This is a genomic window from Pseudomonas syringae group sp. 247E2 (genome assembly GCF_032587795.1).
GTDB classification, from domain to species: domain Bacteria; phylum Pseudomonadota; class Gammaproteobacteria; order Pseudomonadales; family Pseudomonadaceae; genus Aquipseudomonas; species Aquipseudomonas amygdali.
In genome coordinates, this window is the sequence record NZ_JAWHPK010000020.1 from 1 (window position 1) to 25,250 (window position 25,250).

The following is a 25,250-nucleotide window of genomic DNA, read 5'->3' on the forward strand; positions in this document are numbered from 1 at the left end:
AGATCTGTGATGCGGAGCGTCACGCACGGCATTCCCACGCTGGAGCGTGCGGAACGATAATCCTGTAACTATCGTGCGGCGGTCCGCGTCGCATGCAGTTCTGGACGCTCTGCGTCCGATCCTGACTGTGCGGTGCGGCGCAGATTTGTGACGCGGAGCATCACACCCGGCATTCCCACGCTGGAGCGTGCGGAACGATAATCCTGTAACTATCGTGCGGCACTCCGCGTCGCATGCCGTTCTGGACGCTCTGCGTCCGATCCCGACTGTGCGGCGCGGCGCAGATTTGTGACGCGGAGCGTCACGCCGGCATTCCCACGCTGGAGCGTGCGGAACGATCACCTCAACTATGACTATCGTGCGACGCTCCGCGTCGCATGCCGCTCTCGACGCTCTGCGTCCTCTTTACCTATGACAGCCCTGCATCCACCAGCCACTGCTCCAGCCCTTCCAGGTCGGGGATGCGCGCGACGGTTTCGCCGATCTGTACGGCAGCCAGCTCCAGTTCGGCCAGTGGGACGTCGACGTAGCTCAACTGGCTGTCGACTTTGCACGAGCGCGGAATGCCTTGGGTGAGCAACGCGATGAACCTGACGTCGTTACGCCCGCCCAGTGCATTGAGCACTACAATCCGGGCCCGGCCACCCACGCGGGTGCGGCCTCCGCAGGCGGCTTCGAAACTGAGCAACGGCAAGGTCAGCTCGCGCCAGCTGATCGGTCCCAGATACCACTCGGGAGCGCCCGGCTCTGCGCTGCAGTCCTGGTAGTCGATCAACTCGGCGACCGCGACGTTGGGCAGCAGCAAATGCCGGTCACTCAACGGCAGCAGCAGGCCGGTCAGGCTGGTCAGGCGACTGGTCTGGAACGTACCTTCAGACATGCACCTGACTCCAGTAAGCAATACTCTCCAGCAACACGGTTTCCTGATAAGGCTTGCTCAGGTACTCGTTGACGCCCACCGCCATGGCCCGATCCCGGTGCTTCTGGCCCGAGCGGGAAGTGATCATGATGATGGGCAGTTCCTTGAGCTGTTCGTCCTGGCGGATCTGGCTGGCTACTTCAAAGCCGTCCATGCGCGGCATTTCGATATCCAGCAGCATGATGTCAGGCGTGTGCTCCTGCAACAGGGTCATGGCGTCAATCCCGTCCTTGGCGGTCAGCACATGCATGCCGTGGCGCTCAAGCAATCGGCTGGTGACTTTGCGTACCGTCACCGAATCGTCCACCACCATCACCAGCAACGGCCTGGCGTGCTCGGCTTCGTGGTAGACAGGCGCCAACCCTCTGAAAGGCAAGCCCTGCAAGGTACGAATCTGCGCCATCAAGTCGAGAATCAGGACCACACGCCCATCACCCAGAATAGTCGCACCGGAAATGCCCTGCACCCTTGAGAACTGCGTACCAAGGCTCTTGACCACAATTTCGCGTGAACCTGCCAGCGCATCGACCTGCACCGCCACCCACTGATCCTGCAAATGCACCAGCAATACAGGCAGCGGCTGCAATTGCCCGGCCAGTCTGGGCGGGCTGCTGCCCAGCAATTCGCCCAGATAGCGCAGCTCGTAACTGCGTCCGCCATATTGATAGCGCGGCGGGGTGGTCTGGTAATAGCCGTCCAGCTCATTGGCCATGACACGCACGATGCCATCGACGGTATTGAGCGGTACCGCATACTGTTCTTCGCCGCACGTCACCATCAACGCCCGGTTGACCGACACCGAAATCGGCAGCCGGATACGGAAGCGCGTGCCCTTGCCAGGCACCGAGTCGATGACCATCGAGCCGCCCAGTTGTTTGACCTCGGCATGCACCACATCCATCCCGACGCCACGTCCGGAAATCTGGGTGATGATCTCGCTGGTGGAAAACCCCGCCTGCAGAATGAACGGCAAAACCTCATGGTCGGACAGATCGGCATCCGGATGGATCATGCCGCGTTTGATGGCCTTGCGGCGCACGGCCGCCAGGTCGACACCCGAGCCGTCATCGCTCAACTCGATCACCATATCGCCGCCTTCGTACATCAGCTCAAGGCTGATATGGCCCTGCTCCGGCTTACCGGCAGCGATGCGTTTTTCGGTGCTTTCCAGGCCATGATCAACAGCGTTGCGCAGCATGTGCTCCAGCGGCGCGACCATCCTTTCCAACACATTTCGGTCCATTTCACCGTCGGCATTGCCGACCTCGAAATGGACCTTCTTGTGCAGTTCCGAGGCAACCTGGCGCACCACGCGACGCAAACGCGGCACCAGGCGTTCGAACGGCACCATGCGCGTACGCATCAGGCCTTCCTGCAACTGGGTGTTGACCCTGGCCTGTTGCGACAGCAGCGTTTCAGCGTCGCGGGCCCGCGCACCGAGGGTTTCCTTGAGGTCCATCAGGTCGGAGGCAGACTCGAAAAGCGCACGCGACAACTGTTGCAACTGCGAATGGCGGTCCATTTCCAGCGGGTCGAATTCCTCATAACCCAGCCGCTCGGCCTGAACCTGCTCGCGACTGAGAATACGGCCTTGGGTTTCCATATCCAGGCGACGCAATTGATCGCGCATCCGCTCGATAGTGGTTTCAACTTCCAGCAGCGCGACCTGCGAATCCAGAATCTGCTGTTCGATCCGCCCACGGAAAATAGACGTTTCACCGGCCAGGTTGACCAGGTCTTCCAGTTGCTCGGCGGGCACCTTGACCATTTCCGGCCCACTGCGCTCGACCTCGCCGTCAGCAGCAGGCGCGACGGCCACCACGGACTCAGAAGCGACTTCAAAGGCTTGCGCAACCACCGGCTCGCCCACCGGTTGATCGCTGGCCAGTCTGCGGATGCTTTCAATCAGCAGCGAGGCATCAGGCAGCGGCTTTTCGTTACGCACTGCGTCGAGCATATCGGCCAGTACATCGTGACCGCTCTGCAACAGGCTGATCGTCAATGGCGCAGGCTGCAGGTTGCCGGCAGAAAGCCCTTCATAAAGCGTTTCCAGCTCGTGGGCCAGATCGCCTATCGGGGCGATTTCGACCATCCGCGCGCCGCCCTTGAGGGTGTGCAGGTCACGCAACAGGTTTTCGACTTCCAGCAGGTTGTGCGGATCAGCCTGCCAGCGGGCCAGTGCCGCGCCCGAGCTTTCGATAATGTCGAAACCCTCCTCAAGGAAGACTTCACGCAGCTCGGTGTCATGTTCAGGAGGATCTTCGCTGGCCGCTGGCGGTGCCTGCACATCAGACCCTGAGCTCTCGAGCGTGCGGCAGCGGCCCAGCGCTTCGATCAAGGCCGAGGGGTCACTGAGCGCTTCCTGCCGATACAACTGCTCCAGCAGAATCGCCAGGTGGTCGTGACTCTCATGCAGCAGCTCGGCCAGCGCTGGCGAATGGTTGAAGCGCCGGTCGATCAAGCCTTCGTAGAGGTTTTCCAGTTCGTGGGCAAGGTCGCCCACCTCGGCCACCTCGGCCATCCGCGCGCCGCCCTTGAGGGTGTGCAGGTCGCGCTGCAGTGAGGCCAGCGGCGCGGAGTTTTCCGGATCAGCCAGCCAGCGCTGTAATGCCTGACCGGCGCTGTCGAGGATATCGACAGCTTCTTCCAGAAATATCTCGACGATCTCGTCGTCAGGGCCAGCAGTTTCAGCATGCTCAGCCTCACTGGCCAATTGCTCGGTGGCCGCGTTGAGTTCGGTAACGCTCAGGGTCCGATGGCCATCGCTCTTGACCAGACCGGTCGCCGAAGGGTCCAGCGCCTGATCCAGCAACTGGTTCAAGGCTCGCACGCACTCGGGACGTGGTTCGACGTCCTGACCGGCAGCCACCTGATCAAGCATATTGATCAACGCTTCGTGGGCGCTCTCTGCTGCATCGAAAAAGCGTTCGCTGACCGCCAGGCTGCTTTCCTCGACCGCCCCGTATAGGTCGAGCAAGGCTTCGCAGAGCTCATCGACCTGCGGCAGATCGGCCAGATGCGCGCCATGCCCCAGCGTAGTCAGTTCATCGAGCAACGCGCTCAGCTCCTGACGTTCGCCCGGGTGCTGACGCCAGCGCCGCAACAGGTTTTCCGCGTCCAGCACGATATCCATGCCTTCGGCCAGAAAGCCGGCAAGCAGCGTGGGATTACGCTTGATCCGTAGGCCACTGTCCGACTCGCGCAGCACCACAGTGAGCCGCTCGTTGAGTAGCGCCAGGGCCGCTTCGATCAGCTGCGCAGCACCCGCAATGGCTGCCAGCGGGGTTGTGTCGAGTTGCTTGAGCCCGTCGTGCAACAACGGTTCTGCGCTGCGCAGCAGAGCGAGTTCGGGCGCGCCGATGTCGATAAGGTTGGCTTTGTATTCACGCACCAACTGGTCGAGCGGGCTGGCCAGTTCGGCAATCGGCAACACACCGGCCATGTGCGCGCTGCCTTTGAGGGTGTGCAGCGCACGCAGCACTGCGTCGCTGATTGAAGGCGATGCCGATTGTTCGGCGTTGTCGAGGAAGCGACCCAGGGTATTCAGATGCCCGAGCGCTTCCTGACGGAAAATTTCCAGCAATTGCGGATCAAGCGCTTCGACCGGCACAGATTCACCGGTTGCGGGCAGTGCCGGCAGCTCAAGTCCATTGGCCAGCGCATGGGCACGGGCCGCCAGCAGGTCGACATCGTTACGCTGGCGCTGCGCATCCTCGGCGAAATCGCGAATCACCGACGGCAGCAGCGTCAGCACTTCGCTCATCAATTGCTGAACTTCAAGACCCGCCAGCACATCGCCTTCCAGCACCCGGTTGAGCAGGTTCTCCACCGACCAGGCCAGTTCGCTGAGAATCAGCGCACGCACCATCCGGCCGCTGCCCTTGAGGGTATGAAACGCCCGGCGCACTTCGGTCAGTGCGGTGCTGTCCCAATGGCCGCCGCTGCCCAGCGAGGCAAACCAGCGCGGCAGATACTCGCGCAATGCGTCGAGCACCTCGTCTGCCTCTTCCAGAAAGACTTCGCGCAACTCGTCGTCCACCGCCTCTTCGTCTGCCGAGGGCGGCAACAGGCTGGTGGGCACGTTGCGGGCAGGCGGATTGACTGCCGACACCGGGCTGGCGAGGACCTGGGCAATGGTTTGCGCAGGGCTGACCAGCGCCTTGCGATCATCCAGTTCCAGCAACTCATCCTGGGTGATGATTTCTTCCAGCAGCGGCACTTCAAGGGTGTCGGCAGCGGGCGTATAGCCCAACCGCGCCAGGCTTTGCTGAGCCATGTCGAGGACCTGATCACCCGGCGCTTCATGGTCTTCGAGCATGCGCTCCAGGTAATACTCGATGCCAGTAATTGTATCGGCCAGGCAATCGAGCTGAACCCAGCTGGGACGGGTTTCGTCCACCAGCAGGTGTTCCTGAATGTATTCGTTGCAGGCGGCCAGCAGGCTGGCAGCACGGGCCAGCGGGATCATCGCCAGCGCACCGCGAACCTGCACGATCAGCGCGCAAAGCGGGTCGAGCCGCTGGCGGTCCCACTCACCGTCGATGTAATCGAGGATCACGTCCTTGGCCTGCTGCAACACCGTGCGGGCTTCGCGAATCACCAGTTGATGAATTTGCGTCAGGTCAGTGGTCGGCAGGCGGCTTTCTTCACGGCTGGTCTGTTCGTTGCTCCCGGCCATGCCCGCGAGGGTCGATTCGACGTAGAGCAAGGCGCCCGCGACATCCATCAGCGCGCCGTCGCTGGGCTCGCGCTGCCCCTGCGCCAGCCCCAGAACGACAGAAAGCTGATCGATGATCACCTTGCGCGGCTGGCCGAAGCCAAGCACTGCAAGGGTATCGGCGATCTGCCGCAGCGGCGGCAGCAGCGCGTTGAGTTCACTGACATGCTGGCGGTCACCGCGCACGAACACGTCAAGCCGTTCCTTGACCCGGACCAGCCCTTCGCACAGGGCTACGATTACCGAGCGCATGGCGTCGCGGTCCGGCCCGGCCATGCGTGCGCGTTCTTCATTGACCACATCGTTGCCGGGCAAGGCATCGGCCAGCGCGTACTGGTCTTTGAGGTCGAGCATCTTCGGTGCCAGGCTGTCGGACTTGGCGATGTAGAACAGCAGGCTTTTCAGCAGCTCTTCGGGGGCCGGCTGATTGATGCCGGTCACGCCCTGCTCGGCCAGCCGCTTGAGTTCCTTGTCGGCATCCTTCAGCAGGCTGCGCAGGGCCGGGCTGTTGGTGAAGTTGCCGTTGAGCATGGTTTCGACCAGCGCCGAGGCGATTCGCCAGAGCGGACCGAGCGGCGCGTCCTCGCATAACTGCTCCAGCCGGGCAAACACCTTGGCCATGTAACCGAGCTGGGTCTGAACACCCTGCTCGCGCATCAGGCCCGCCAGCGCCGCCTGCAAGGTCTGACGCAGCTTGCGCAGCAGGTTGGGCAATTCAGGGGTATTGCGCCGCGCCAGTTCCTGGTCATCGAGCGCAGGAACGACGACCAGTTGCGGGGCGAACAGGCTGGTTTCCGAGAGCAGACTTTCGCCCCGCGCACTGCGCAGGTCATTGAGCAACGGCAACACCACCAACGGCAGGTCCCGGCGCGCAGAGTGGATACGTTCCAGATAAACCGGCAACTGACTCATGGCCTGAATCAGCAGTTGCTCGGACTCCACCGGATGGCTGACACGGTTCTGCTGGACTGCCAGCGCCAGTTGCTCGATTTCCTCGGCCAGCAACGCCGCGCCGTAAAACTCGATCATCTGCAGGCTGCCGTGAACCTGATGCACCAGGTTCAGACATTCGGCCATCGCCGCGCTGTTGGCCGGGTCTTCAATGAAGGCATCCAGCTCGTTGCGGGCCTGGCGCAGCGTTTCGGCGATTTCGCCCTTAAGCCATTCAAGGGCCACGTAATCGTGACGATCAGCCATGACGAGTACCGCCTGTTACCCAATCAAGGTTGTTCATTGGTTGTACATCATCCGGCTTTCTTCGATGACGGCAGGGCAAAACCCGATACCGAGCGCCGCATTTCGCTGGCCATTTTTGCCAGATTGCCGATGCTTTCGGCCGTGGCCGAGGTGCCCGAGGTGGTCTGCGAGGTGGTCTGCTGAATGACAGTCATGATCTGTGAAATCTGACCGGCCGACTCGGCCTGCTGGTGAGCGGCATCGGTGATACTTTCGATCAGTTCGGCCAGCACTCGGGAAACACCTTCGATTTCGCCCAGCGCCACCCCGGCGTCCTGCGCCAGTCGTGCGCCGCGTACCACCTCGCTGGTGGTCTGCTCCATGGAGATGACCGCCTCGTTGGTGTCGTTCTGAATGGCCCGCACCAGCGTTTCGATCTGCTTGGTGGCAGACGACGAGCGCTCGGCCAGCCGCTGTACTTCGTCAGCCACCACGGCAAAGCCACGTCCGGCATCACCGGCCATCGAAGCCTGAATGGCCGCGTTGAGGGCCAGAATATTAGTCTGATCGGCAATATCGTCGATCAGACTGACAATATCGCCGATTTCCTGAGAAGACTCACCCAGGCGCTTAATACGCTTGGACGTGTCCTGAATCTGTTCGCGAATGTTGTCCATGCCGTGGATGGTGTTGTGTACGACCTCGTTGCCCTTGTTGGCAATCGCTACGGAGCGCTCTGCCACCGCCGAGGATTCCGATGCATTGGTCGATACCTGATCGATGGACGCTGCCATGTCGTTGATTGCCGTCGAAGCCGCGCTGATCTGCAGCGCCTGATGCTCGGAGGCGGCAGACAATTGCATGGCCGTGGCCTGCGTTTCGGTAACGGCAGCAGCAACCTGTTCGGCCGTCAGGTTGATGGTCACCACCAGCTCGCGCAACTGGTCGATGGAATAATTGATGGAATCGGCAATCGCGCCGGTGAAATCTTCGGTCACCGAGGCCGTCACCGTCAGATCACCGTCAGCGAGGTTTTCGATCTCGTCCAGCAAACGCATGATCGCGGTCTGGTTACGCTCGCTCTTCTGTGCGGTTTCGCGCAACTGGCGGTTGGTCTCGCGGACCATGACCAGACCGATAAGGATGATCGACATCAGCGCCAGCAAGCCCAGTACATAGCCACCGATGGTATTCACAGTACGGCGCTTGGCCATGTTTTCCAGGCTGTTGGTGAGTACCGAGGTTTCATCCAGCAGGGTCTGTGAGGTGTTGAAAATGTTTCCGGACGCCTCACGCACCTGATACAGCTCGGGCGAGGTTTCAAGAATCTCGTCCACCGAGCCGGACACAAACTCGAACAGCTCGGCAATTTCCGCCAACCGTGCACGGGCATCGCGGTCTTCGACCTGGGAGATTCGCAGCGTGGCGTTGCCCTCCAGCATGCCGTTGAGCACACGACCAAACTGGCTGGCGTCGCGGCCAAACGCATCGGCTGCCTGCACCGCTGTTTCGTCACCGGCCAGCACGGTATTGACCGAGCCGAGGATTCGTTCTGCGAGCAGCGCCTGACGCTGCGCAACCACCACCTGCGCAGCCGGCGCACGGCTTTGCAGAAGGCTTTCCACGACTTTTTCGTATTCGGCCTGCAATTGCGGGATGGTTTCGGCCAGTGTCGCAGCCACCTGATGCAGCGACAAAACCGTCTGTTCGCTGGCCAGAATCACATCGGTACTTTTGCGCAGCCCTTCCCAGTCGCGCTGAACGGTGCGCAATTCGTCGCGTATCAGATCAGGAGCCGCAGGCAGCCCGGTGGCCGGATCGCCTTTTCTCAGGTAGCCCCAGCGCACGTCGAAATCGTTGCGCGCATCGGCCAGCAGCTTGAACGCCTGGGTTTTACCGGCGGCCGCTTCGGTGGCGTTTTTCGCGATGCGCTGGGATAACACGCGTAGCTCACCAGCATGCCCGATGTACTGTTTGTCGTAGTTCGATTGAGTGTTGAGATAGGCGAAGTTGGCGAACAGCAACATGATGAAAACGATGAGCGCGACAAACAGCAGAATAATCTGCGTCCGGCTACGCGCGCCTTCCCTTGATCTGCCTGTATTACTCATTAATCAGGCCCCCGCCTGGATCAATTGTGAAACAAAACAAACCAGAGCCTAAGATGCCAGGTCCATGAAGTCTGCAGACTGCACCAGCGCCCACGGACTGAATATCTGCCACGCCTGCTCGCGAATGAACTGCCCGCGCAAGAACGGCGCGATACCTTGATCGATGTCTTGTGATGTCTGGGGTATGAGGCTCAACTGACTGAAACGTTGCATGCCGAACACCTCATCGACCAGCAGACCGGCGAACACATCGTTGTGCTCGACAACCAGCACCCGGCGCTGTTTGCGCGCGGGGGTCAGTTCGTGGCCGAAAAACCCGCATAAATCCATGAGTGGTAACAATCGGCCGCGCAGATTGGCGATACCCGCCACCCAGAACTTCACGCCCGGCATCACTGCATGATGAGGCTCGTGAAGGATTTCGGCGATTTCGCCGATAGGTGCCACGAAGCGCTGCTCACCCATCCGGAAACCGATGCCGACCCAATCCTGCTGATGAGCTTCCTGCAGCGGCAGGCCCGCCGCCAGCGAACGACAGCGTCGATCCATATCAAGAAGCAGTTCAAAGGCGGTACGTGGCTCGGCCATGGCGATTCCGGCAATCAGCCGGCCAGCACCGCATTCAGGGTTTTCATCAGGGTTTCTTCATCCACCGGTTTGGTCAGGTAATCCCGCGCGCCCTGGCGTTTGCCCCAGACCTTGTCGGTCTCCTGATCCTTGGTGGTGATCATGATCACCGGGATCATGTTGGTGTCGGCATCCTTGGTCAGCTGACGCGTAGCCTGAAAGCCGTTGAGCCCGGGCATGACGATGTCCATCAGCACTGCATCGGGTTTTTCCTGACGGGCCAGAGCCACGCCATCAGCGCCATTTTCGGCCTTGAGCACTTCATGACCGTGCTTTTCCAGCATGCCGGTGAGTTTGTACATTTCAGTCGGCGAGTCATCGACGATCAATATTCGAGCCATGGGTGTTCCCCGTCAGGTTACGAGCGTGCCACATCGGGCGCGGGCGTCATGATATGTGTTGTTCTGCTGCGACGAAGCCCGGCACATGAGCCTTGATCGCGCTGAGCAGTTCTTCCTTGCTGAAAGGCTTTGTCAAAAACTGATCGGAACCGACAATCCGCCCCTTGGCCTTGTCGAACAGACCGTCCTTGGAGGACAGCATGATGACCGGCGTGGACTTGAATGCGCGGTTGTTCTTGATCAGCGCACACGTCTGATAACCGTCCAGACGCGGCATCATGATATCTACGAATATGATTCGTGGGTGGTTATCGGCAATCTTGGCCAGCGCGTCGAAACCGTCTATCGCAGTGATGACTTCACAACCTGCGTTTTTAAGCAGTGTTTCGGCGGTGCGGCGAATGGTCTTCGAGTCATCGATGACCATGACTTTCAAGGCGGAGGCGTGTTGTTCCATAGCTGCTCTTCCATCGCCGCAGCGAATTTTTGCGCATTCTGCGAGGCACTGGGAGCCTGACGGTATCGCTTCATTGATCCCCAAGGATCGAAAACCGGATGCCGAGCCTTTTTAGCATACTCTCCAGACTCAATCCATAAAGCGCACCGTGGCGGGCCTGCCCCTTGACCCGGAGCAAACGGAACGCCACCCTGATGCCAATTTTACGGCCGTTGCGGCCCTTACCGATCAGAGGATATTGCCCATGAGCGTTCGCCTAGGGATTGTCATGGACCCCATTGAGCGCATTTCCTATAAAAAGGACAGCTCGCTGGCCATGCTGCTTGCCGCCCAGGAACGCGGTTGGTCACTGTTCTATATGGAACAGAAAGACCTGTATCAGAACGCCGGCCAGGCCCGCGCGCGCATGAAGCCGCTCAAGGTGTTTGCCGATCCGGCCAAATGGTTCGAGTTCGAAGCCGAAGTCGACGCAGGTCTCGACGACCTGGACGTGATCCTGATGCGCAAGGACCCGCCGTTCGACATGGAATTCGTCTACGCCACCTACCTGCTGGAGCAGGCCGAGCGCGCTGGCGTGCTGGTCGTCAACAAGCCGCAGAGCCTGCGTGACTGCAACGAGAAGCTGTTCGCCACGCTGTTCCCCCAATGCACCCCGCCGACTCTGGTCAGCCGCCGCGCCGACATCATTCGCGAATTCGCCGAAAAGCACGGCGACGTCATCCTCAAGCCGTTGGACGGCATGGGCGGCGCGTCGATCTTCCGCCATCGGGCGGGCGATCCGAACCTGTCGGTGATCCTTGAAACCCTGACCGCTCATGGCACACAGCAAATCATGGCGCAGGGCTACCTGCCCGCCATCAAGGACGGCGACAAGCGCATCCTGATGGTCGATGGCGAACCAGTCCCGTATTGCCTGGCGCGCATCCCTGCCGCAGGTGAAACACGTGGCAACCTGGCCGCAGGCGGGCGTGGCGAAGCCCGTCCGCTGAGCGACAAGGACCGCTGGATCGCCGAGCAGATCGGCCCCACCCTGCGCGAAAAAGGCCTGTTGTTCGTCGGCCTCGACGTGATCGGTGAGCACCTGACCGAAATCAACGTCACCAGCCCGACCTGCATCCGCGAAATCGACAATGCTTTCGGCACCAATATTGGTGGCCTTTTAATGGATGCGATCGATAAGAAGCTGCAGGCGCGCAAGGGCTGATCAACGACTGACGCCGCTGGCCACGGATCAAACCGTGCGCCGCGGCGTCCCTTCGTCTGATCCGCAACAGAGCTTCGCCGTACATTGCGTTATCATGCGCCACCTGTAACACGACACGGATTTTGACATGCAGGCTGACGAGATGCTGAACCGCCAATGACATCCATGGCCAGAAACGACCTTCCCCTCGAACTCGCCAATGTGGGTGTGCGTCCTGCCGATCGCCTGGGCTTCACCATGATGATCGCGGCGCTGATCCACCTCGCGGTGATCCTTGGCGTGGGTTTCACTTATGTAAAGCCGGAGCAGATCTCGCAGACCCTGGAAATCACCCTCGCTACGTTCAAAAGTGAAGAAAAGCCTAAACAGGCGGATTTCCTGGCACAGGACGATCAGCAGGGCAGTGGCACGCTGGACAAGGCCGAAACGCTCAAGACCACCGAGCTGGCGCCGTATCAGGACACCAAGGTCAACAAGGTTACCCCGCCTCCGGCCAGCAAGCCGGTGGTCAAGCAGGAAGCGCCAAAGACTGCCGTCGCGACCACTGCGCCCAGCCAGCAGAAAACCGTCGCCAAGCGCGATGAAGTCAAGCCCGAGCCAACCACCAAGGCCGCACCGACCTTTGACAGCTCGGAGCTGAGCAATGAAATTGCCAGCCTGGAAGCCGAACTGTCGACCGAGCAGCAGCTTTACGCCAAGCGTCCGAAGATCCACCGCCTCAATGCGGCCTCGACCATGCGCGACAAAGGTGCCTGGTACAAGGACGACTGGCGCAAGAAGGTCGAGCGGGTCGGAAACCTGAACTATCCTGAGGAAGCACGGCGCAAGCAGATCTACGGCAATTTGCGACTTCTTGTGTCAATCAATCGCGACGGCTCGTTGTATGAAGTGCTGGTGCTTGAATCATCAGGGCAACCTTTGCTGGATCAGGCAGCACAACGAATCGTGCGTCTGGCGGCACCTTTTGCGCCGTTCACCGGCGATCTGGCCGACATCGACAGGCTGGAGATCATCCGCACCTGGAAATTTGCACGCGGCGACAAGCTGTCGAGTAATTGAATTTTTTGCAAACTGACACTCGACACGTACAAGTGTCAGTTGTCAGGCGCGCAAGGCAACGCCAAACTAGGACTCATGAAAAAAGTCTCCCCGAGTTATCTAAAGCACCAGTTCCTGATCGCCATGCCGCACATGCACGACGAGAACTTTGCTCAGACCTTGACCTACGTTGTCGAGCACAACGCCAATGGCGCAATGGGGCTGGTGATCAACCGCCCGCAAAGCCTGACCCTGGCGGATGTACTCGAACAACTGCGACCGGAGCTTCCTGCGCCCAAACGCTGCCAGGAAATCGCCATACATTCGGGTGGCCCGGTGCAGACAGATCGCGGCTTTGTCCTGCATCCCAGTGGCCAGACGTTTCAAGCCACAGTCAATCTTCCCGGCGGGATTTCGCTGTCGACCTCACAGGACGTGCTGTTTTCCATCGCCGATGGCTACGGGCCTGATCAAAATGTGATCACCCTCGGCTACGCAGGGTGGGACGCAGGCCAACTGGATGCGGAAATGGCCGATAATGCCTGGCTGACCTGCTCGTTTGACCCGGCCATCCTGTTCGATGTCGACAGCGAGCAACGCCTGGATGCGGCAGCCAGACGCCTGGGCATCAATCTCAACCTCATATCGACCCAGGCAGGACACGCTTGATGGCCGCTTTACGGCTGCTGCTGGGGATTGATTACGGCACCAAACAGATCGGCGTTGCGGTCGGTCAGGCCATTACCGGTCAGGCACGTGAACTCTGTACGCTCAAGGCGCAGAATGGCGTGCCGGACTGGGACAAGGTTCAGGCACTGATCAACGAATGGAAACCTGACGCCATCGTGGTCGGCCTGCCGTTGAACATGGACGGCACGCCCAGCGACATGAGCGCGCGCGCGGAAAAGTTTTCGCGCAAGCTCAACGGCCGCTTTGGTGTAACCGTCTACACCCATGATGAACGCCTGACCACCTTCGAAGCCAAGGGCGAGCGCATGGCTCGCGGCGGCCAGAAAGGCAGCTACCGTGATAATCCGGTGGATGCCATTGCTGCTGCGCTTCTTCTGCAAGGCTGGCTGGACGAGCACCCCGAGCTGTTGAATGTGTGACTTTTTCTGCCTTTATCGCTTCGAGATACCCGGATTCCACGTTATCGCTTGAGCATTGCGCCACGGACCGACGCTGCCCGAGCCTCTGAAGGAGCAACCATGAGCCTGCCCGATCCCGCCGAATTGATTCGTCAGATGGCCACTGACCTGAACGCTCACCTGAGCAAGCGCGGCATCAGCGATCCTCGTTTCATTGGTATCCGCACGGGCGGTGTATGGGTTGCCCAGGCGCTGCTCAAGGCACTGAACAACCCCGCTCCGCTCGGCACCCTGGACGTTTCTTTCTATCGCGATGACTTCAGCCAGAACGGCCTGCACCCTCAAGTGCGACCTTCGGACCTGCCGTTCGAAATAGAAGGGCAGCATCTGGTGCTGATCGACGACGTGCTGATGAGTGGCCGTACCGTCCGCGCCGCCCTCAATGAACTGTTCGACTACGGCCGCCCGGCCAGCGTTACGCTGGTCTGCCTGCTGGACCTGGACGCCGGTGAACTGCCGATCCGCCCGAATGTGGTTGGCGCGACTCTGTCGCTGGCACCCGATGAACGCATCAAGCTGTCCGGCCCCGAGCCGCTGGCGCTCGAACTTCAAGACCTCTCCACCGCCCTTTAAGAGTCCATTGCGATGACGCCTCTCGACGCCAAGCGCCCACTGCAGCTCAACCACCAGGGCCAGCTGCGCCATTTTCTGTCTCTGGACGGCCTGCCCCGCGAGCTGCTTACCGAAATTCTCGACACCGCTGACTCGTTCCTTGAAGTTGGCGCGCGGGCGGTGAAAAAAGTCCCGCTGTTGCGCGGCAAGACGGTGTGCAACGTGTTCTTCGAGAACTCCACCCGTACCCGCACCACCTTTGAACTGGCTGCGCAGCGGCTGTCGGCCGACGTGATCACGCTGAACGTCTCGACCTCGTCCACCAGCAAGGGCGAAACGCTGTTCGATACCTTGCGCAACCTTGAGGCGATGGCCGCCGACATGTTCGTTGTGCGTCACGCAGATTCGGGCGCTGCGCACTTCATCGCCGAACACGTATGCCCGGATGTCGCGATCATCAACGGCGGCGATGGCCGCCACGCACACCCGACACAGGGCATGCTCGACATGCTGACGATTCGTCGGCACAAGGGCGGCTTTGAAAACCTGTCGGTGGCCATCGTTGGAGACATCCTGCATTCACGGGTAGCGCGCTCCAACATGCTCGCGCTCCAGGCGCTCGGCTGCCCGGACATCCGCGTGATAGGGCCGAAAACCCTGCTGCCGGTCGGCGTCGAACAATATGGGGTGAAGGTCTACACCGACCTCAACGAAGGTTTGAAGGACGTGGACGTGGTCATCATGCTGCGCCTGCAACGCGAACGCATGACCGGTGGGTTGCTGCCCAGCGAAGGCGAGTTCTACCGTCTGTTCGGCCTGACCACCGCGCGCCTTGCGGCCGCGAAGCCGGATGCGATTGTCATGCACCCCGGCCCGATCAACCGCGGCGTGGAGATCGAATCGGCAGTGGCCGACGGCGCGCATTCGGTGATTCTCAATCAAGTGACCTACGGCATCGCAATCCGCATGGCAGTGCTGTCCATGGCCATGAGCGGGCAAAACGCACAACGTCAATTCGAACAGGAGAACGCCCAGTGAAGCTCAGCATCCTCGGCGCTCGCGTCATCGACCCGGTCAGCGGGATGGATCAGGTTACCGACGTGCATGTTGAAGCAGGCAAGCTCACCGCTATCGGTGCCGCCCCGGAGGGTTTCGAGCCCACCCAGATCATCGATGCTGCCGGACTGGTCGCAGCACCCGGTCTGGTCGACCTCAACGTGTCCCTGCGCGAGCCGGGCTACAGCCGCAAAGGCAGCATCGCCAGCGAAACCCGCGCGGCGGTGGCAGGCGGCGTGACCAGCCTGTGCTGCCCGCCGCAGACCAAACCGGTGCTCGACACCTCGGCGGTGGCCGAACTGATTCTGGACCGCGCCCGTGAAGCCGGTTTCAGCAAGGTGTTTCCTGTCGGCGCACTGAGCAAGGGCCTGGAAGGCGAACAACTGGCAGAGCTGATCGCCCTGCGCGACGCTGGCTGCGTGGCGTTCGGCAACGGTCTGAGCAGCTTCAGCAACACCCGTACGCTGTGCCGGGCGCTGGAATATGCGGCCACCTTCGACCTGACGGTGATTTTCAATTCGCAGGATCGTGATCTGGCCGAAGGCGGTCTGGCGCACGATGGCGCGACGGCGGCGTTTCTGGGTCTGGCGGGCATCCCCGAGACGGCCGAGACAGTGGCGCTGGCTCGCGACCTGTTGCTGGTCGAGCAAAGCGGTGTGCGCGCGCACTTCAGCCAGTTGACCAGTGCGCGTGGTGCGGCGCTGATTGCCCAGGCGCAGGCACGTGGTCTGCCAGTGACAGCGGATGTGGCGTTGTATCAGTTGATTCTGACTGACGAGGCGCTGATCGACTTCTCCAGCCTCTATCACGTCCAGCCACCGCTGCGCACCCGCGCCGATCGCGATGGCCTGCGTGAGGCAGTGAAGTCGGGTGTCATACAGGCGATTTCCAGCCATCACCAGCCACATGAGCGTGACGCCAAGCTGGCGCCATTCGGTGCCACGGAACCGGGAATCAGCAGCGTTGAGCTGCTGCTGCCGCTGGCCATGACGCTGGTGGATGACGGCCTGCTCGACCTGCCGACCCTGATCGCCCGCCTGAGCAGCGGCCCTGCCGCCGCCTTGCGCCTGCCAGCCGGCAAGCTCAGCGCAGGAGCGCCAGCGGATATCGTGCTGTTAGACCCTGCCGCCTCGACGGTTGCGGGCGAGACCTGGCTGTCAAAAGGCGAGAACTGCCCCTTCATCGGCCACTGCCTGCCCGGCTCGGTACGCTATACGCTGGTGGATGGACGGATCAGCTACAGCCGTTGAGGCACTACGCTCAGACCAACGAAGGATAGCGAGACCTCTGTAGGAGCGGACCGGGCGACGCTTCGCTTGTCCGCGAAGACAGTGTGTCAGTCGATGTATTCTCGGCGATCATAAAGCCCCCTTCGCGAACAAGTTCGCTCCCACGCCCTGCGGGCAGAAGCCCTGACGCTCTGCGTCCGCCGCTGAGCAAGCCTCACCCGCGCTGGGCGTTCTTCATCGAGATCTGGTCATTCAGGGTCCAGAAGTCATACAGAATCCCCAAGAGAAACAACCCGCCCGTGCACAGGTAGATAATGCCGGTGATCCACTTGCCCTGATACATGCGGTGTACACCAAACAGGCCCAGGAAGGTCAGCAGGATCCACGCCAGGCTGTAATCGGTGGAACCCGAGGTAAAGCGCAGGTCGGCTTCGCGGTCCATCGAAGGGATCAGAAACAGGTCAATCAGCCAGCCGATACCAAACAGACCGAACGTGAAGAACCAGAGGGTCCCGGTCACCGGCTTGCCGTAGTAAAAGCGATGCGCCCCCAGGAACCCGAAAATCCACATCAGGTAGCCCATGACCTTGCTGTGCGTGTCCGAACGATAGGCGTTCATTTTTACCCTCTTTGCGCTGATAGAAAAAAATACATAACAAATTTGTGACTTGGTTTCCCTCTTCCGACGTATGGCACACGAGGCGGTTTTATGCCGCCAAGCCCTTGTCGTTAAAGGGATTAGCAAGAAAAAAGAAAGAGTCTGTCGCATAAAACGCAATGATACCAGTGTGATGCGCTCGACAAATGGGGTCAGATTTTCCGAAAAAGCTGTTATAAAGTTGCGCGCTGACCACTACGAGCCCTGCCGAATGCGTCCTTTTTTCAAGACATGGCTAACCATTTGCCTTTTTATGCCACTGGCCGCCCACGCCACCAATCGTGAGCAACAACTTCCTGCGAGCTTCACGGGCTACACCGCCAAAAGTCACTCTTCACCGGCACTCGCGACTCGCAATGCACCTCAGGAAGCCACACCAGTATCCGTTCACCCCAAAAATGCCCGCGCCTCCAAGCCGGTTTCACGCAAGAACGCCAGCAAGGCCACCTTGCAGGCGTCGGCTGCTGTACCTGCCAAGCAGGGCAATGCCGTCGTGAAACGCGCCTTGCAGGCTGTCGGTACGCCTTACCGCTGGGGCGGCACCACGCCCGGCAAGGGACTGGACTGCAGCGGGCTGGTCAAATATGCCTACACGGATGTCCGTGAGGTCGACCTGCCACGCACCTCCAATGCCATGGCCCAGGGTCATGGTCAGACGGTGGATCGCAAGGATCTGAAACCCGGTGACCTGCTGTTCTTCAATATCAAGAGCCGCAACATCAACCACGTCGCCATTTACCTGGGCGACAACAAGTTCGTTCATGCGCCGCGCCGTGGCAAGGCGGTAACTGTCGATACGCTGAACAAACCGTATTGGAACAGTCACTACAAGATCGCCAAGCGCGTTCTGCCAAAACAGCCCGGCCAGATGCGTGTGGTTCAGCGCTGATACTGGCGTGAATCCGCAGTCCGCAAGCTGCATCTGAAAAAGGGGTCTTGAACGCGTTCAAGACCCCTTTTTCGTTCCTGCAGCCTCCCTGCGATCAGAAGTTATCCGGCACCTTGGCACGTTCGCGCGCGCTTTCGCGGGTGATCAGCCCCTTCTTCACCAGATCGGCCAGGCACATGTCCAGCGTCTGCATACCCAGCGAACCGCCGGTCTGGATAGACGAATACATCTGCGCCACCTTGTCCTCGCGAATCAGGTTACGGATGGCCGGGGTGCCCATCATGATTTCATGCGCTGCCACGCGTCCGCCGCCGACCTTCTTGAGCAGCGCCTGCGAAACCACGGCGTGCAATGACTCGGAGAGCATCGAGCGAATCATCGATTTTTCCTGCGCCGGAAACACATCGACGATCCGGTCGATGGTCTTGGCTGCTGACGTGGTGTGCAGCGTGCCGAATACCAAGTGGCCGGTTTCAGCGGCGGTGAGCGCCAGGCGAATGGTCTCCAGGTCACGCATCTCACCGACCAAAATCACGTCCGGGTCTTCACGCAACGCCGAGCGCAGCGCCTCCGAGAAGCCCAGTGTGTCGCGGTGCACCTCGCGCTGGTTGACCAGGCACTTCTTCGACTCGTGAACGAATTCGATCGGGTCCTCGATGGTCAGGATGTGGTGATGCTTGTTGCAATTGAGGTAGTCAATCATCGCCGCCAGCGTCGTCGACTTGCCTGAGCCGGTCGGCCCGGTGACCAGAATCAGGCCGCGTGCCACGTCGGTAATCTTCCGAAACACACTGCCCATCCCCAAGTCTTCCATGCTCAGGATTTTCGAGGGAATGGTACGAAACACCGCGCCTGCGCCGCGATTCTGGTTGAAAGCGTTGACCCGAAACCGCGCCACGCCCGGCACTTCGAAAGAAAAGTCGGTTTCCAGCCGTTCTTCGAAGTCCTGCCGTTGCTTGTCGTTCATGATGTCGTAGATCAGCGCCTTGACCTCTTTGGCGTCCAGCGGGGGCAGGTTGATACGCCGCACATCGCCGTCGACGCGGATCATCGGTGGCAGACCTGCAGAGAGGTGCAAGTCCGACGCGCCCTGTTTGGCACTGAAGGCCAGCAGCTCGGTAATATCCATACAGCTCCTCAATCACATAGAATGCCGCAGACTTTAGCCCTGCTGGCGCAAATCAATGTCCACGATAGCAGCGAACATTTCAACGCTCGAACAACGAATTCGCGACGCAGCCCTCGCCGCCAACCGCGAACCGGCGTCCGTCGGCCTGCTGGCGGTGAGCAAAACCAAGCCCGCCGGCGACTTGCGTGAAGCTTACACCGCAGGCTTGCGCAACTTTGGCGAAAATTATTTACAGGAAGCATTGGGCAAACAGCTCGAACTGAGCGACCTGCCCTTGTGCTGGCACTTCATCGGCCCCATTCAATCGAACAAGACGCGCGCTATCGCCGAGAACTTCGCCTGGGTACATTCCGTGGACCGCCTGAAAATCGCCCAACGCCTGTCCGAGCAACGCCCCGAGGCGCTTGAACCACTGAACATCTGCATTCAGGTGAACGTCAGTGGCGAAGCCAGCAAGTCGGGCTGCACGCCTCAGGACCTGCCGGCACTGGCCGCCGCCATCATCGCCCTGCCGCGACTGAAGCTGCGCGGCCTCATGGCGATCCCCGAGCCCACAGACGACCCTGCGGCTCAGCATGCCTCGTTCGCCGCTGTGCGCACGTTGCAGGAGCAATTGAACCTGGCGCTCGACACACTTTCCATGGGCATGAGCCACGACCTGGAAGCCGCCATTGCACAAGGCGCAACCTGGGTGCGTATCGGCACAGCTCTCTTTGGCGCCCGCGACTATGGTCAGCCATAACCTTCCCCATAAGGACCCCTTCATGAGCAAGACTCGTATTGCCTTCGTCGGTGCCGGAAACATGGCTGCCAGCCTGATCGGCGGCCTGCGCGCCCAAGGCGTGGACGCGGCACTGATCTGTGCCAGCGCGCCGGGTGCCGAAACCCGCGAACGCATCGCCAACGATCATGGCATCCAGGTATTTGCCGACAACGCCGAGGCGATCAAGGGCGCAGATGTCGTGGTGCTGGCGGTCAAGCCGCAGATGATGAAAAACGTCTGCCAAGCGTTGAAGTCCAGCCTTGAAGCCAATCAGTTGATTGTTTCGGTCGCAGCCGGCATTACCTGCGCCAGCCTGACTCAATGGCTTGGCGATCAGCCGGTGGTGCGCTGCATGCCCAATACCCCATCACTGCTGCGTCAGGGTGCCAGCGGGCTGTATGCGACCGACAAGGTCACTGCCGAACAACGCGAGCAGGCCGAGCAACTGCTGTCGGCCGTCGGTGTGGCAGTCTGGGTCGAGCAGGAAAAACACATGGACGCTGTAACAGCGGTGTCCGGCAGTGGCCCTGCGTACTTCTTTTTGATGATGGAAGCGATGACCGCGGCAGGTGTAAAACTGGGCCTGCCGGAAGACATCGCGAAAAAGCTGACCCTGCAAACCGCACTGGGCTCGGCACTGATCGCGACCGGCAGTGATGTGGGTGCGGGCGAGCTGCGTCGTCGTGTCACCTCGCCGGGCGGGACCACCGAGGCGGCCATCAAGGCATTTCAGGCAGGCGGCTTCGAAGCACTGGTGGAAACGGCACTGACTGCCGCAGATCACCGTGCAGCCGAGCTGGCGGAGCAACTGGGCAAATAATTTTCGGGTTTTCTGGAGCAGATCGATGATCGGATTGAACACCGCTGCAATTTACGTCCTGCAAACGCTTGGCAGTCTTTACCTGCTGATCGTGCTGTTGCGCTTTGTGCTGCAACTGGTGCGGGCCAATTTCTACAACCCGCTGTGCCAGTTCATCGTGCGCGCCACCCAGCCGCTGCTCAAACCGCTGCGGCGCATCATCCCCAGCCTGGGCGGGCTGGACATGTCTTCGCTGGTACTGGCGATCGTCGTGCAGATGATCCTGATGGCCCTGACCCTGCTGCTGATGTTCGGCACCACGGGCGATCCGCTGCACCTGCTGCTCTGGTCGATCATCGGCGTCACCGCACTGTTCCTGAAGATATTCTTCTTTGCCCTGATCATCAGCGTGATTCTGTCGTGGGTAGCACCGGGTAGCAGCAACCCCGGCGCAGAGCTGGTCAACCAGATCTGTGAACCTGCCCTGGCACCGTTCCGCAGGATCGTCCCGAACCTGGGCGGGCTGGATATCTCGCCGATCCTGGCGTTTCTGGTGCTCAAGCTGCTGGACATGCTGGTCATCAACAACCTCGCCGCCATGAGCGGCATGCCGGATGTGCTGCGGTTGCTGATGTAAGCACTCTTGTTCCACGCTGGAGCGTGAGGAACGATAACCTCAACTATCGTGCGACGCTCCGCGTCGCATGCCGTTCTGAACGCTCTGCGTCCTGTCCCGAGGTGCAGCTGATTTGTGCCTCACAACATCGCTTATTGCCGCTGCACCCCGCGGTCTTTAGACTTACGCCTCATTTATGCGAGAGCAGGGTCGATGCCCACGGTATTCCCTCACGATTCTGTCGGACTGGTCACACCGCAAACGGCGCATTTCAGCGAGCCTCTGGCGCTGGCCTGTGGTCGTTCGTTGCCAGCCTATGACCTGATTTACGAAACCTACGGTCAACTCAACGCCGCACGCAGCAATGCCGTGCTGATCTGTCATGCGCTGTCCGGGCACCACCATGCCGCAGGCTTCCACAGTGCCGATGACCGCAAACCCGGTTGGTGGGACAGCTGTATCGGTCCCGGCAAGCCTATCGACACCAACACGTTCTTCGTCGTCAGCCTTAACAATCTGGGCGGCTGCAATGGCTCCACCGGGCCTAGCAGCATTGACCCGGACACCGGCAAGCCGTTCGGTGCCAATTTCCCGGTGGTGACCGTGGAAGACTGGGTCAACAGTCAGGCCCGGCTGGCGGATCTGCTCGGCATCGACACGTGGGCAGCGGTCATTGGCGGCAGTCTGGGTGGCATGCAGGCGCTGCAATGGACCATCAGCTACCCGGATCGCGTGCGCCACTGCCTGGCGATCGCCTCGGCGCCCAAGCTGTCGGCACAGAACATCGCGTTCAACGAGGTAGCACGTCAGGCCATTCTCACCGACCCTGAATTCCACGGTGGCTCGTTTCAGGAGCGCGGAGTGATCCCCAAACGCGGCCTGATGCTGGCACGGATGGTCGGGCACATCACCTACCTGTCGGATGACTCGATGGGCGAGAAATTCGGCCGTGGTCTGAAGAGCGAAAAACTCAACTACGACTTCCACAGCGTCGAGTTTCAGGTCGAAAGCTATCTGCGCTATCAGGGTGAAGAGTTTTCCGGGCGTTTCGACGCCAATACCTACCTGTTGATGACCAAAGCGCTGGATTACTTCGACCCTGCCGCCAACTTCAACGACGATCTGGCCAAGACCTTCGCCAATGCCACCGCCAAATTCTGCGTGATGTCGTTTACTACAGACTGGCGCTTCTCGCCGGCCCGCTCGCGGGAACTGGTTGACGCACTGATGGCCGCGCGCAAGGACGTCTGCTATCTGGAAATCGACGCACCTCAAGGCCACGACGCCTTTCTGATCCCGATTCCGCGCTACTTGCAGGCTTTCGGTAATTACATGAACCGAATTTCGTTGTGAGGACGTCATGAGAGCCGATCTGGAAATCATTCAGGAATGGATTCCCGCGGGCAGCCGCGTGCTCGACCTTGGCTGCGGTGACGGCGAATTGCTGACCTGGCTGCGTGACCACAAGCAGGTCACCGGTTACGGACTGGAAAACGACGCTGCCAACATTGCCGAGTGTGTCGCCAAGGGCATCAACGTCATCGAGCAGGACCTCGACAAAGGGCTGGGCAACTTTGCCAGCAACAGCTTCGATGTCGTGGTCATGACCCAGGCCCTGCAAGCTGTGCATTACCCGGACCGAATCCTCGACGAGATGCTGCGCGTCGGGCGTCAGTGCATCATCACCTTTCCGAACTTCGGTCACTGGCGCTGCCGCTGGTATCTGGCGAGCAAGGGCCGCATGCCGGTGTCCGAATTCCTGCCGTATACCTGGTACAACACGCCGAACATCCACTTCTGCACCTTCGGCGATTTCGAAGAACTGTGCCGTGAACGCGATGCAAAGGTGCTCGACAGGCTGGCCGTCGATCAACAGCATCGCCACGGCTGGGCTAGCAAACTCTGGCCCAACCTGCTCGGTGAAATCGGCATCTACCGGGTCACCAGCCCAGGGCTGACGGACCACAGGATTGCCGTTTAACCGACCGTTTTCAAGCACCACGACAGGCCAACCATGAACCTCACACAACTCGTACTGGCCAGCCACAATGGCGGCAAACTCAAGGAACTCCAGGCCATGCTCGGCGGCAGCGTAACGCTGCGCTCGGTCAGTGAGTTCAGCCTGGTAGAGCCGGTAGAAACCGGCCTGTCATTCGTCGAGAATGCAATCCTCAAGGCACGCAACGCCGCGCGTCTGTCCGGCCTGCCTGCGCTGGCCGACGACTCGGGGCTGGCGGTGGACTTTCTCGACGGTGCGCCGGGTATCTATTCCGCACGCTACGCCGAGGGCAAGGGCGATGCCGCCAACAACGCCAAGCTGCTGGAAGCGCTCAAAGACGTGCCGGACGAGCAGCGTGGCGCACAATTTGTCTGCGTATTGGCACTGGTGCGTCACGCCGACGACCCGCTGCCGATTCTGTGTGAAGGCCTGTGGCATGGGCGCATCCTGCACGCAGCCAGCGGCGAACACGGTTTTGGCTACGATCCGCTGTTTTGGGTACCGGAGCGCAATTGCTCCAGCGCCGAACTCGGCCCGAGCGAGAAAAACCAGCTCAGCCATCGCGCTCGCGCCATGGTCCTGTTGCGGCAACGCCTGGGTCTGCAATGACCCACGATTCGCCTGCGCAGCCGCTGTTTCTCGGCGAGAGCGGTTTCTCGTCAGAAAGCCCACGCCCTGCGCTGCCGCACCTGCCACCGCTGTCGCTGTACATCCATATTCCGTGGTGCGTGCGCAAATGCCCGTACTGCGACTTCAACTCGCACACTGCCAGCCCGGTGCTGCCGGAACAGGAATACGTCGACGCCCTGCTCGCCGACCTGGACCTGGACCTGCCGCACGTCTACGGCCGCGAGCTGCAATCGATCTTCTTTGGTGGCGGTACGCCGAGCCTGTTCAGCGCCGATGCGCTGGGGCGCCTGCTGCAAGGCGTCGAACAGCGCATCCGCTTTGCCAGCGATATCGAGATCACGCTGGAAGCCAACCCCGGCACCTTCGAGCAGGTCAAGTTCAGCGCCTATCGCGGCCTGGGCATCAATCGACTGTCGATCGGCATTCAGAGCTTTCAGGAATCCAAACTCAAGGCGCTGGGCCGCATTCACAATGGCGACGAAGCAATTCGTGCCGCCGATATGGCGCGTCAGGCTGGTTTCGACAACTTCAACCTGGACCTGATGCACGGCCTGCCGGATCAGTCCCAGGACGAGGCGCTGGCCGATCTGCGCCAGGCCATTGCCCTCGCGCCGACCCACCTGTCCTGGTATCAACTGACCCTGGAGCCCAACACGGTGTTCTGGAATCAGCCACCGGTGCTGCCCGAAGACGACATTCTTTGGGACATTCAGGAAACCGGACAGCAGTTGCTGGCCACTCATGGCTACGCGCAGTACGAAGTGTCAGCTTATGCACAGCCCGGAAAACCGGCGCGGCATAACCTCAACTATTGGGCGTTCGGTGATTTCATCGGCATCGGCGCAGGTGCACACGGCAAGCTGAGCCACCCGGACGGGCGCATCATGCGCACCTGGAAAACCCGGCTGCCCAAGGATTACCTGAACCCGGACAAGCCGTTTCAGGCCGGTTCCAAGCTGTTGCCGCTGGATGAATTGCCGTTCGAATTCCTGATGAACGCACTGCGACTGACAAATGGTGTGGACGCTGCGTTATTTCGCGAAAGAACCGGTCTAAGCCTCGATTCGCTGGCCGAGGCGCGTCGACAGGCTGAACAAAAGGGGTTGCTGCACCAGGACCCGACACGCCTGATCGCCACGCCACAAGGCCAGCTGTTCCTCAACGACCTGCTGCAATACTTTCTGATCTAAGG

General features: G+C 60.5%; 23 protein-coding genes. 15 read left to right on the forward strand and 8 right to left on the reverse strand.

The features are described from left to right. Positions 1-409: 409 nt before the first annotated feature. The 6 genes from RYC18_RS18535 to pilG are packed head-to-tail and all read right to left on the reverse strand — an operon-like array spanning position 410 to position 10,348. A complete protein-coding gene (locus tag RYC18_RS18535) occupies positions 410-880 on the reverse strand; it encodes a chemotaxis protein CheW (protein WP_002551743.1) in 471 nt (156 codons plus the stop codon). Further along, entirely contained in the window at positions 873-6,833 is a 5,961-nt protein-coding gene (locus RYC18_RS18540; protein ID WP_316886584.1) for an Hpt domain-containing protein, read from the reverse strand. The genes RYC18_RS18535 and RYC18_RS18540 overlap by 8 nt, the downstream gene beginning before the upstream one ends. Positions 6,834-6,880: 47 nt before the next feature. Then, on the reverse strand, positions 6,881-8,923 hold the full coding sequence (locus RYC18_RS18545; RefSeq protein ID WP_002551741.1) for a methyl-accepting chemotaxis protein: 2,043 nt from the start codon (positions 8,921-8,923) through the stop codon (positions 6,881-6,883). 48 nt (positions 8,924-8,971) lie between these two features. After that, positions 8,972-9,511 (reverse strand): chemotaxis protein CheW, encoded by a 540-nt coding sequence (locus RYC18_RS18550; RefSeq protein WP_002551740.1) that lies wholly within the window; start codon positions 9,509-9,511, stop codon positions 8,972-8,974. A 14-nt stretch (positions 9,512-9,525) separates the two neighbouring features. Continuing rightward, entirely contained in the window at positions 9,526-9,891 is a 366-nt protein-coding gene (gene pilH, locus RYC18_RS18555; RefSeq protein ID WP_002551739.1) for a twitching motility response regulator PilH, read from the reverse strand. A gap of 46 nt (positions 9,892-9,937) precedes the next feature. Further along, positions 9,938-10,348 (reverse strand): twitching motility response regulator PilG, encoded by a 411-nt coding sequence (pilG, locus tag RYC18_RS18560; RefSeq protein WP_002551738.1) that lies wholly within the window; start codon positions 10,346-10,348, stop codon positions 9,938-9,940. A gap of 244 nt (positions 10,349-10,592) precedes the next feature. Here pilG and gshB point away from each other — a divergent pair, with 244 nt between their 5' ends. The 7 genes from gshB (at position 10,593) to RYC18_RS18595 (ending at position 16,596) form a co-directional block, all read left to right on the forward strand. Further along, a complete protein-coding gene (gene gshB, locus RYC18_RS18565) occupies positions 10,593-11,552 on the forward strand; it encodes a glutathione synthase (RefSeq protein ID WP_005743059.1) in 960 nt (319 codons plus the stop codon). A 156-nt stretch (positions 11,553-11,708) separates the two neighbouring features. Beyond that, positions 11,709-12,611, forward strand: a complete 903-nt coding sequence (locus tag RYC18_RS18570; RefSeq protein ID WP_016982509.1) for an energy transducer TonB — start codon at positions 11,709-11,711, stop codon at positions 12,609-12,611. Positions 12,612-12,686: 75 nt separating this feature from the next. Next, entirely contained in the window at positions 12,687-13,259 is a 573-nt protein-coding gene (locus RYC18_RS18575) for a YqgE/AlgH family protein (RefSeq protein ID WP_002551735.1), read from the forward strand. Next, a complete protein-coding gene (ruvX, locus tag RYC18_RS18580) occupies positions 13,259-13,699 on the forward strand; it encodes a Holliday junction resolvase RuvX (protein ID WP_002551734.1) in 441 nt (146 codons plus the stop codon). Before RYC18_RS18575 ends, ruvX begins: the two co-directional genes overlap by 1 nt. A 99-nt stretch (positions 13,700-13,798) precedes the next feature. Continuing rightward, on the forward strand, positions 13,799-14,311 hold the full coding sequence (gene pyrR / locus RYC18_RS18585; protein ID WP_002551733.1) for a bifunctional pyr operon transcriptional regulator/uracil phosphoribosyltransferase PyrR: 513 nt from the start codon (positions 13,799-13,801) through the stop codon (positions 14,309-14,311). A 12-nt stretch (positions 14,312-14,323) separates the two neighbouring features. After that, positions 14,324-15,328, forward strand: coding sequence for an aspartate carbamoyltransferase catalytic subunit (locus tag RYC18_RS18590; RefSeq protein WP_004666454.1), 1,005 nt, complete (start codon positions 14,324-14,326; stop codon positions 15,326-15,328). After that, on the forward strand, positions 15,325-16,596 hold the full coding sequence (locus RYC18_RS18595; protein WP_316886585.1) for a dihydroorotase: 1,272 nt from the start codon (positions 15,325-15,327) through the stop codon (positions 16,594-16,596). The genes RYC18_RS18590 and RYC18_RS18595 overlap by 4 nt, the downstream gene beginning before the upstream one ends. A 193-nt stretch (positions 16,597-16,789) precedes the next feature. Here the strand turns inward: RYC18_RS18595 and RYC18_RS18600 are convergent, their stop codons facing one another. Beyond that, positions 16,790-17,194, reverse strand: coding sequence for an NINE protein (locus tag RYC18_RS18600; RefSeq protein WP_004666455.1), 405 nt, complete (start codon positions 17,192-17,194; stop codon positions 16,790-16,792). A 250-nt stretch (positions 17,195-17,444) separates the two neighbouring features. Between RYC18_RS18600 and RYC18_RS18605 the strand changes: the two genes are divergently transcribed. Further along, positions 17,445-18,122, forward strand: a complete 678-nt coding sequence (locus RYC18_RS18605; RefSeq protein WP_002551729.1) for a C40 family peptidase — start codon at positions 17,445-17,447, stop codon at positions 18,120-18,122. A 94-nt stretch (positions 18,123-18,216) separates the two neighbouring features. Here RYC18_RS18605 and RYC18_RS18610 read toward each other — a convergent pair whose 3' ends face one another. After that, on the reverse strand, positions 18,217-19,251 hold the full coding sequence (locus RYC18_RS18610; RefSeq protein ID WP_002551728.1) for a type IV pilus twitching motility protein PilT: 1,035 nt from the start codon (positions 19,249-19,251) through the stop codon (positions 18,217-18,219). A gap of 55 nt (positions 19,252-19,306) precedes the next feature. Here RYC18_RS18610 and RYC18_RS18615 point away from each other — a divergent pair, with 55 nt between their 5' ends. The 7 genes from RYC18_RS18615 to hemW all read left to right on the forward strand — a co-directional run bounded on the left by RYC18_RS18615 (position 19,307) and on the right by hemW (position 25,248). Continuing rightward, the gene (locus RYC18_RS18615; protein ID WP_005731051.1) at positions 19,307-19,993 is read left to right on the forward strand and encodes a YggS family pyridoxal phosphate-dependent enzyme; all 687 of its coding nucleotides are present in this window, start codon (positions 19,307-19,309) and stop codon (positions 19,991-19,993) included. 22 nt (positions 19,994-20,015) lie between these two features. Beyond that, positions 20,016-20,834 carry a pyrroline-5-carboxylate reductase gene (gene proC, locus RYC18_RS18620; protein WP_004654392.1) on the forward strand — a complete coding sequence of 273 codons (819 nt, stop codon included), beginning with the start codon at positions 20,016-20,018 and terminating at the stop codon, positions 20,832-20,834. Positions 20,835-20,859: 25 nt separating this feature from the next. After that, on the forward strand, positions 20,860-21,450 hold the full coding sequence (locus RYC18_RS18625; protein ID WP_057431881.1) for a YggT family protein: 591 nt from the start codon (positions 20,860-20,862) through the stop codon (positions 21,448-21,450). 192 nt (positions 21,451-21,642) lie between these two features. Then, the gene (locus tag RYC18_RS18630; RefSeq protein ID WP_002551724.1) at positions 21,643-22,782 is read left to right on the forward strand and encodes a homoserine O-succinyltransferase MetX; all 1,140 of its coding nucleotides are present in this window, start codon (positions 21,643-21,645) and stop codon (positions 22,780-22,782) included. A gap of 7 nt (positions 22,783-22,789) precedes the next feature. Then, positions 22,790-23,410 (forward strand): methionine biosynthesis protein MetW, encoded by a 621-nt coding sequence (gene metW / locus RYC18_RS18635; RefSeq protein ID WP_002551723.1) that lies wholly within the window; start codon positions 22,790-22,792, stop codon positions 23,408-23,410. 33 nt (positions 23,411-23,443) lie between these two features. Then, positions 23,444-24,037, forward strand: a complete 594-nt coding sequence (rdgB, locus tag RYC18_RS18640) for an RdgB/HAM1 family non-canonical purine NTP pyrophosphatase (RefSeq protein WP_316886586.1) — start codon at positions 23,444-23,446, stop codon at positions 24,035-24,037. Beyond that, the gene (hemW, locus tag RYC18_RS18645) at positions 24,034-25,248 is read left to right on the forward strand and encodes a radical SAM family heme chaperone HemW (protein WP_003366127.1); all 1,215 of its coding nucleotides are present in this window, start codon (positions 24,034-24,036) and stop codon (positions 25,246-25,248) included. Before rdgB ends, hemW begins: the two co-directional genes overlap by 4 nt. Positions 25,249-25,250 lie beyond the last annotated feature (2 nt).

Coding starts and splice junctions, on each gene's coding strand:
- RYC18_RS18535 (WP_002551743.1), bottom strand. CDS start 880: ATGTCTGAAGGTACGTTCCAGACCAGTCGCCTGACCAGCCTGACCGGC.
- RYC18_RS18540 (WP_316886584.1), bottom strand. CDS start 6,833: ATGGCTGATCGTCACGATTACGTGGCCCTTGAATGGCTTAAGGGCGAA.
- RYC18_RS18545 (WP_002551741.1), bottom strand. CDS start 8,923: ATGAGTAATACAGGCAGATCAAGGGAAGGCGCGCGTAGCCGGACGCAG.
- RYC18_RS18550 (WP_002551740.1), bottom strand. CDS start 9,511: ATGGCCGAGCCACGTACCGCCTTTGAACTGCTTCTTGATATGGATCGA.
- pilH (WP_002551739.1), bottom strand. CDS start 9,891: ATGGCTCGAATATTGATCGTCGATGACTCGCCGACTGAAATGTACAAA.
- pilG (WP_002551738.1), bottom strand. CDS start 10,348: ATGGAACAACACGCCTCCGCCTTGAAAGTCATGGTCATCGATGACTCG.
- gshB (WP_005743059.1), top strand. CDS start 10,593: ATGAGCGTTCGCCTAGGGATTGTCATGGACCCCATTGAGCGCATTTCC.
- RYC18_RS18570 (WP_016982509.1), top strand. CDS start 11,709: ATGACATCCATGGCCAGAAACGACCTTCCCCTCGAACTCGCCAATGTG.
- RYC18_RS18575 (WP_002551735.1), top strand. CDS start 12,687: ATGAAAAAAGTCTCCCCGAGTTATCTAAAGCACCAGTTCCTGATCGCC.
- ruvX (WP_002551734.1), top strand. CDS start 13,259: ATGGCCGCTTTACGGCTGCTGCTGGGGATTGATTACGGCACCAAACAG.
- pyrR (WP_002551733.1), top strand. CDS start 13,799: ATGAGCCTGCCCGATCCCGCCGAATTGATTCGTCAGATGGCCACTGAC.
- RYC18_RS18590 (WP_004666454.1), top strand. CDS start 14,324: ATGACGCCTCTCGACGCCAAGCGCCCACTGCAGCTCAACCACCAGGGC.
- RYC18_RS18600 (WP_004666455.1), bottom strand. CDS start 17,194: ATGAACGCCTATCGTTCGGACACGCACAGCAAGGTCATGGGCTACCTG.
- RYC18_RS18605 (WP_002551729.1), top strand. CDS start 17,445: ATGCGTCCTTTTTTCAAGACATGGCTAACCATTTGCCTTTTTATGCCA.
- RYC18_RS18610 (WP_002551728.1), bottom strand. CDS start 19,251: ATGGATATTACCGAGCTGCTGGCCTTCAGTGCCAAACAGGGCGCGTCG.
- RYC18_RS18615 (WP_005731051.1), top strand. CDS start 19,307: ATGTCCACGATAGCAGCGAACATTTCAACGCTCGAACAACGAATTCGC.
- proC (WP_004654392.1), top strand. CDS start 20,016: ATGAGCAAGACTCGTATTGCCTTCGTCGGTGCCGGAAACATGGCTGCC.
- RYC18_RS18625 (WP_057431881.1), top strand. CDS start 20,860: ATGATCGGATTGAACACCGCTGCAATTTACGTCCTGCAAACGCTTGGC.
- RYC18_RS18630 (WP_002551724.1), top strand. CDS start 21,643: ATGCCCACGGTATTCCCTCACGATTCTGTCGGACTGGTCACACCGCAA.
- metW (WP_002551723.1), top strand. CDS start 22,790: ATGAGAGCCGATCTGGAAATCATTCAGGAATGGATTCCCGCGGGCAGC.
- rdgB (WP_316886586.1), top strand. CDS start 23,444: ATGAACCTCACACAACTCGTACTGGCCAGCCACAATGGCGGCAAACTC.
- hemW (WP_003366127.1), top strand. CDS start 24,034: ATGACCCACGATTCGCCTGCGCAGCCGCTGTTTCTCGGCGAGAGCGGT.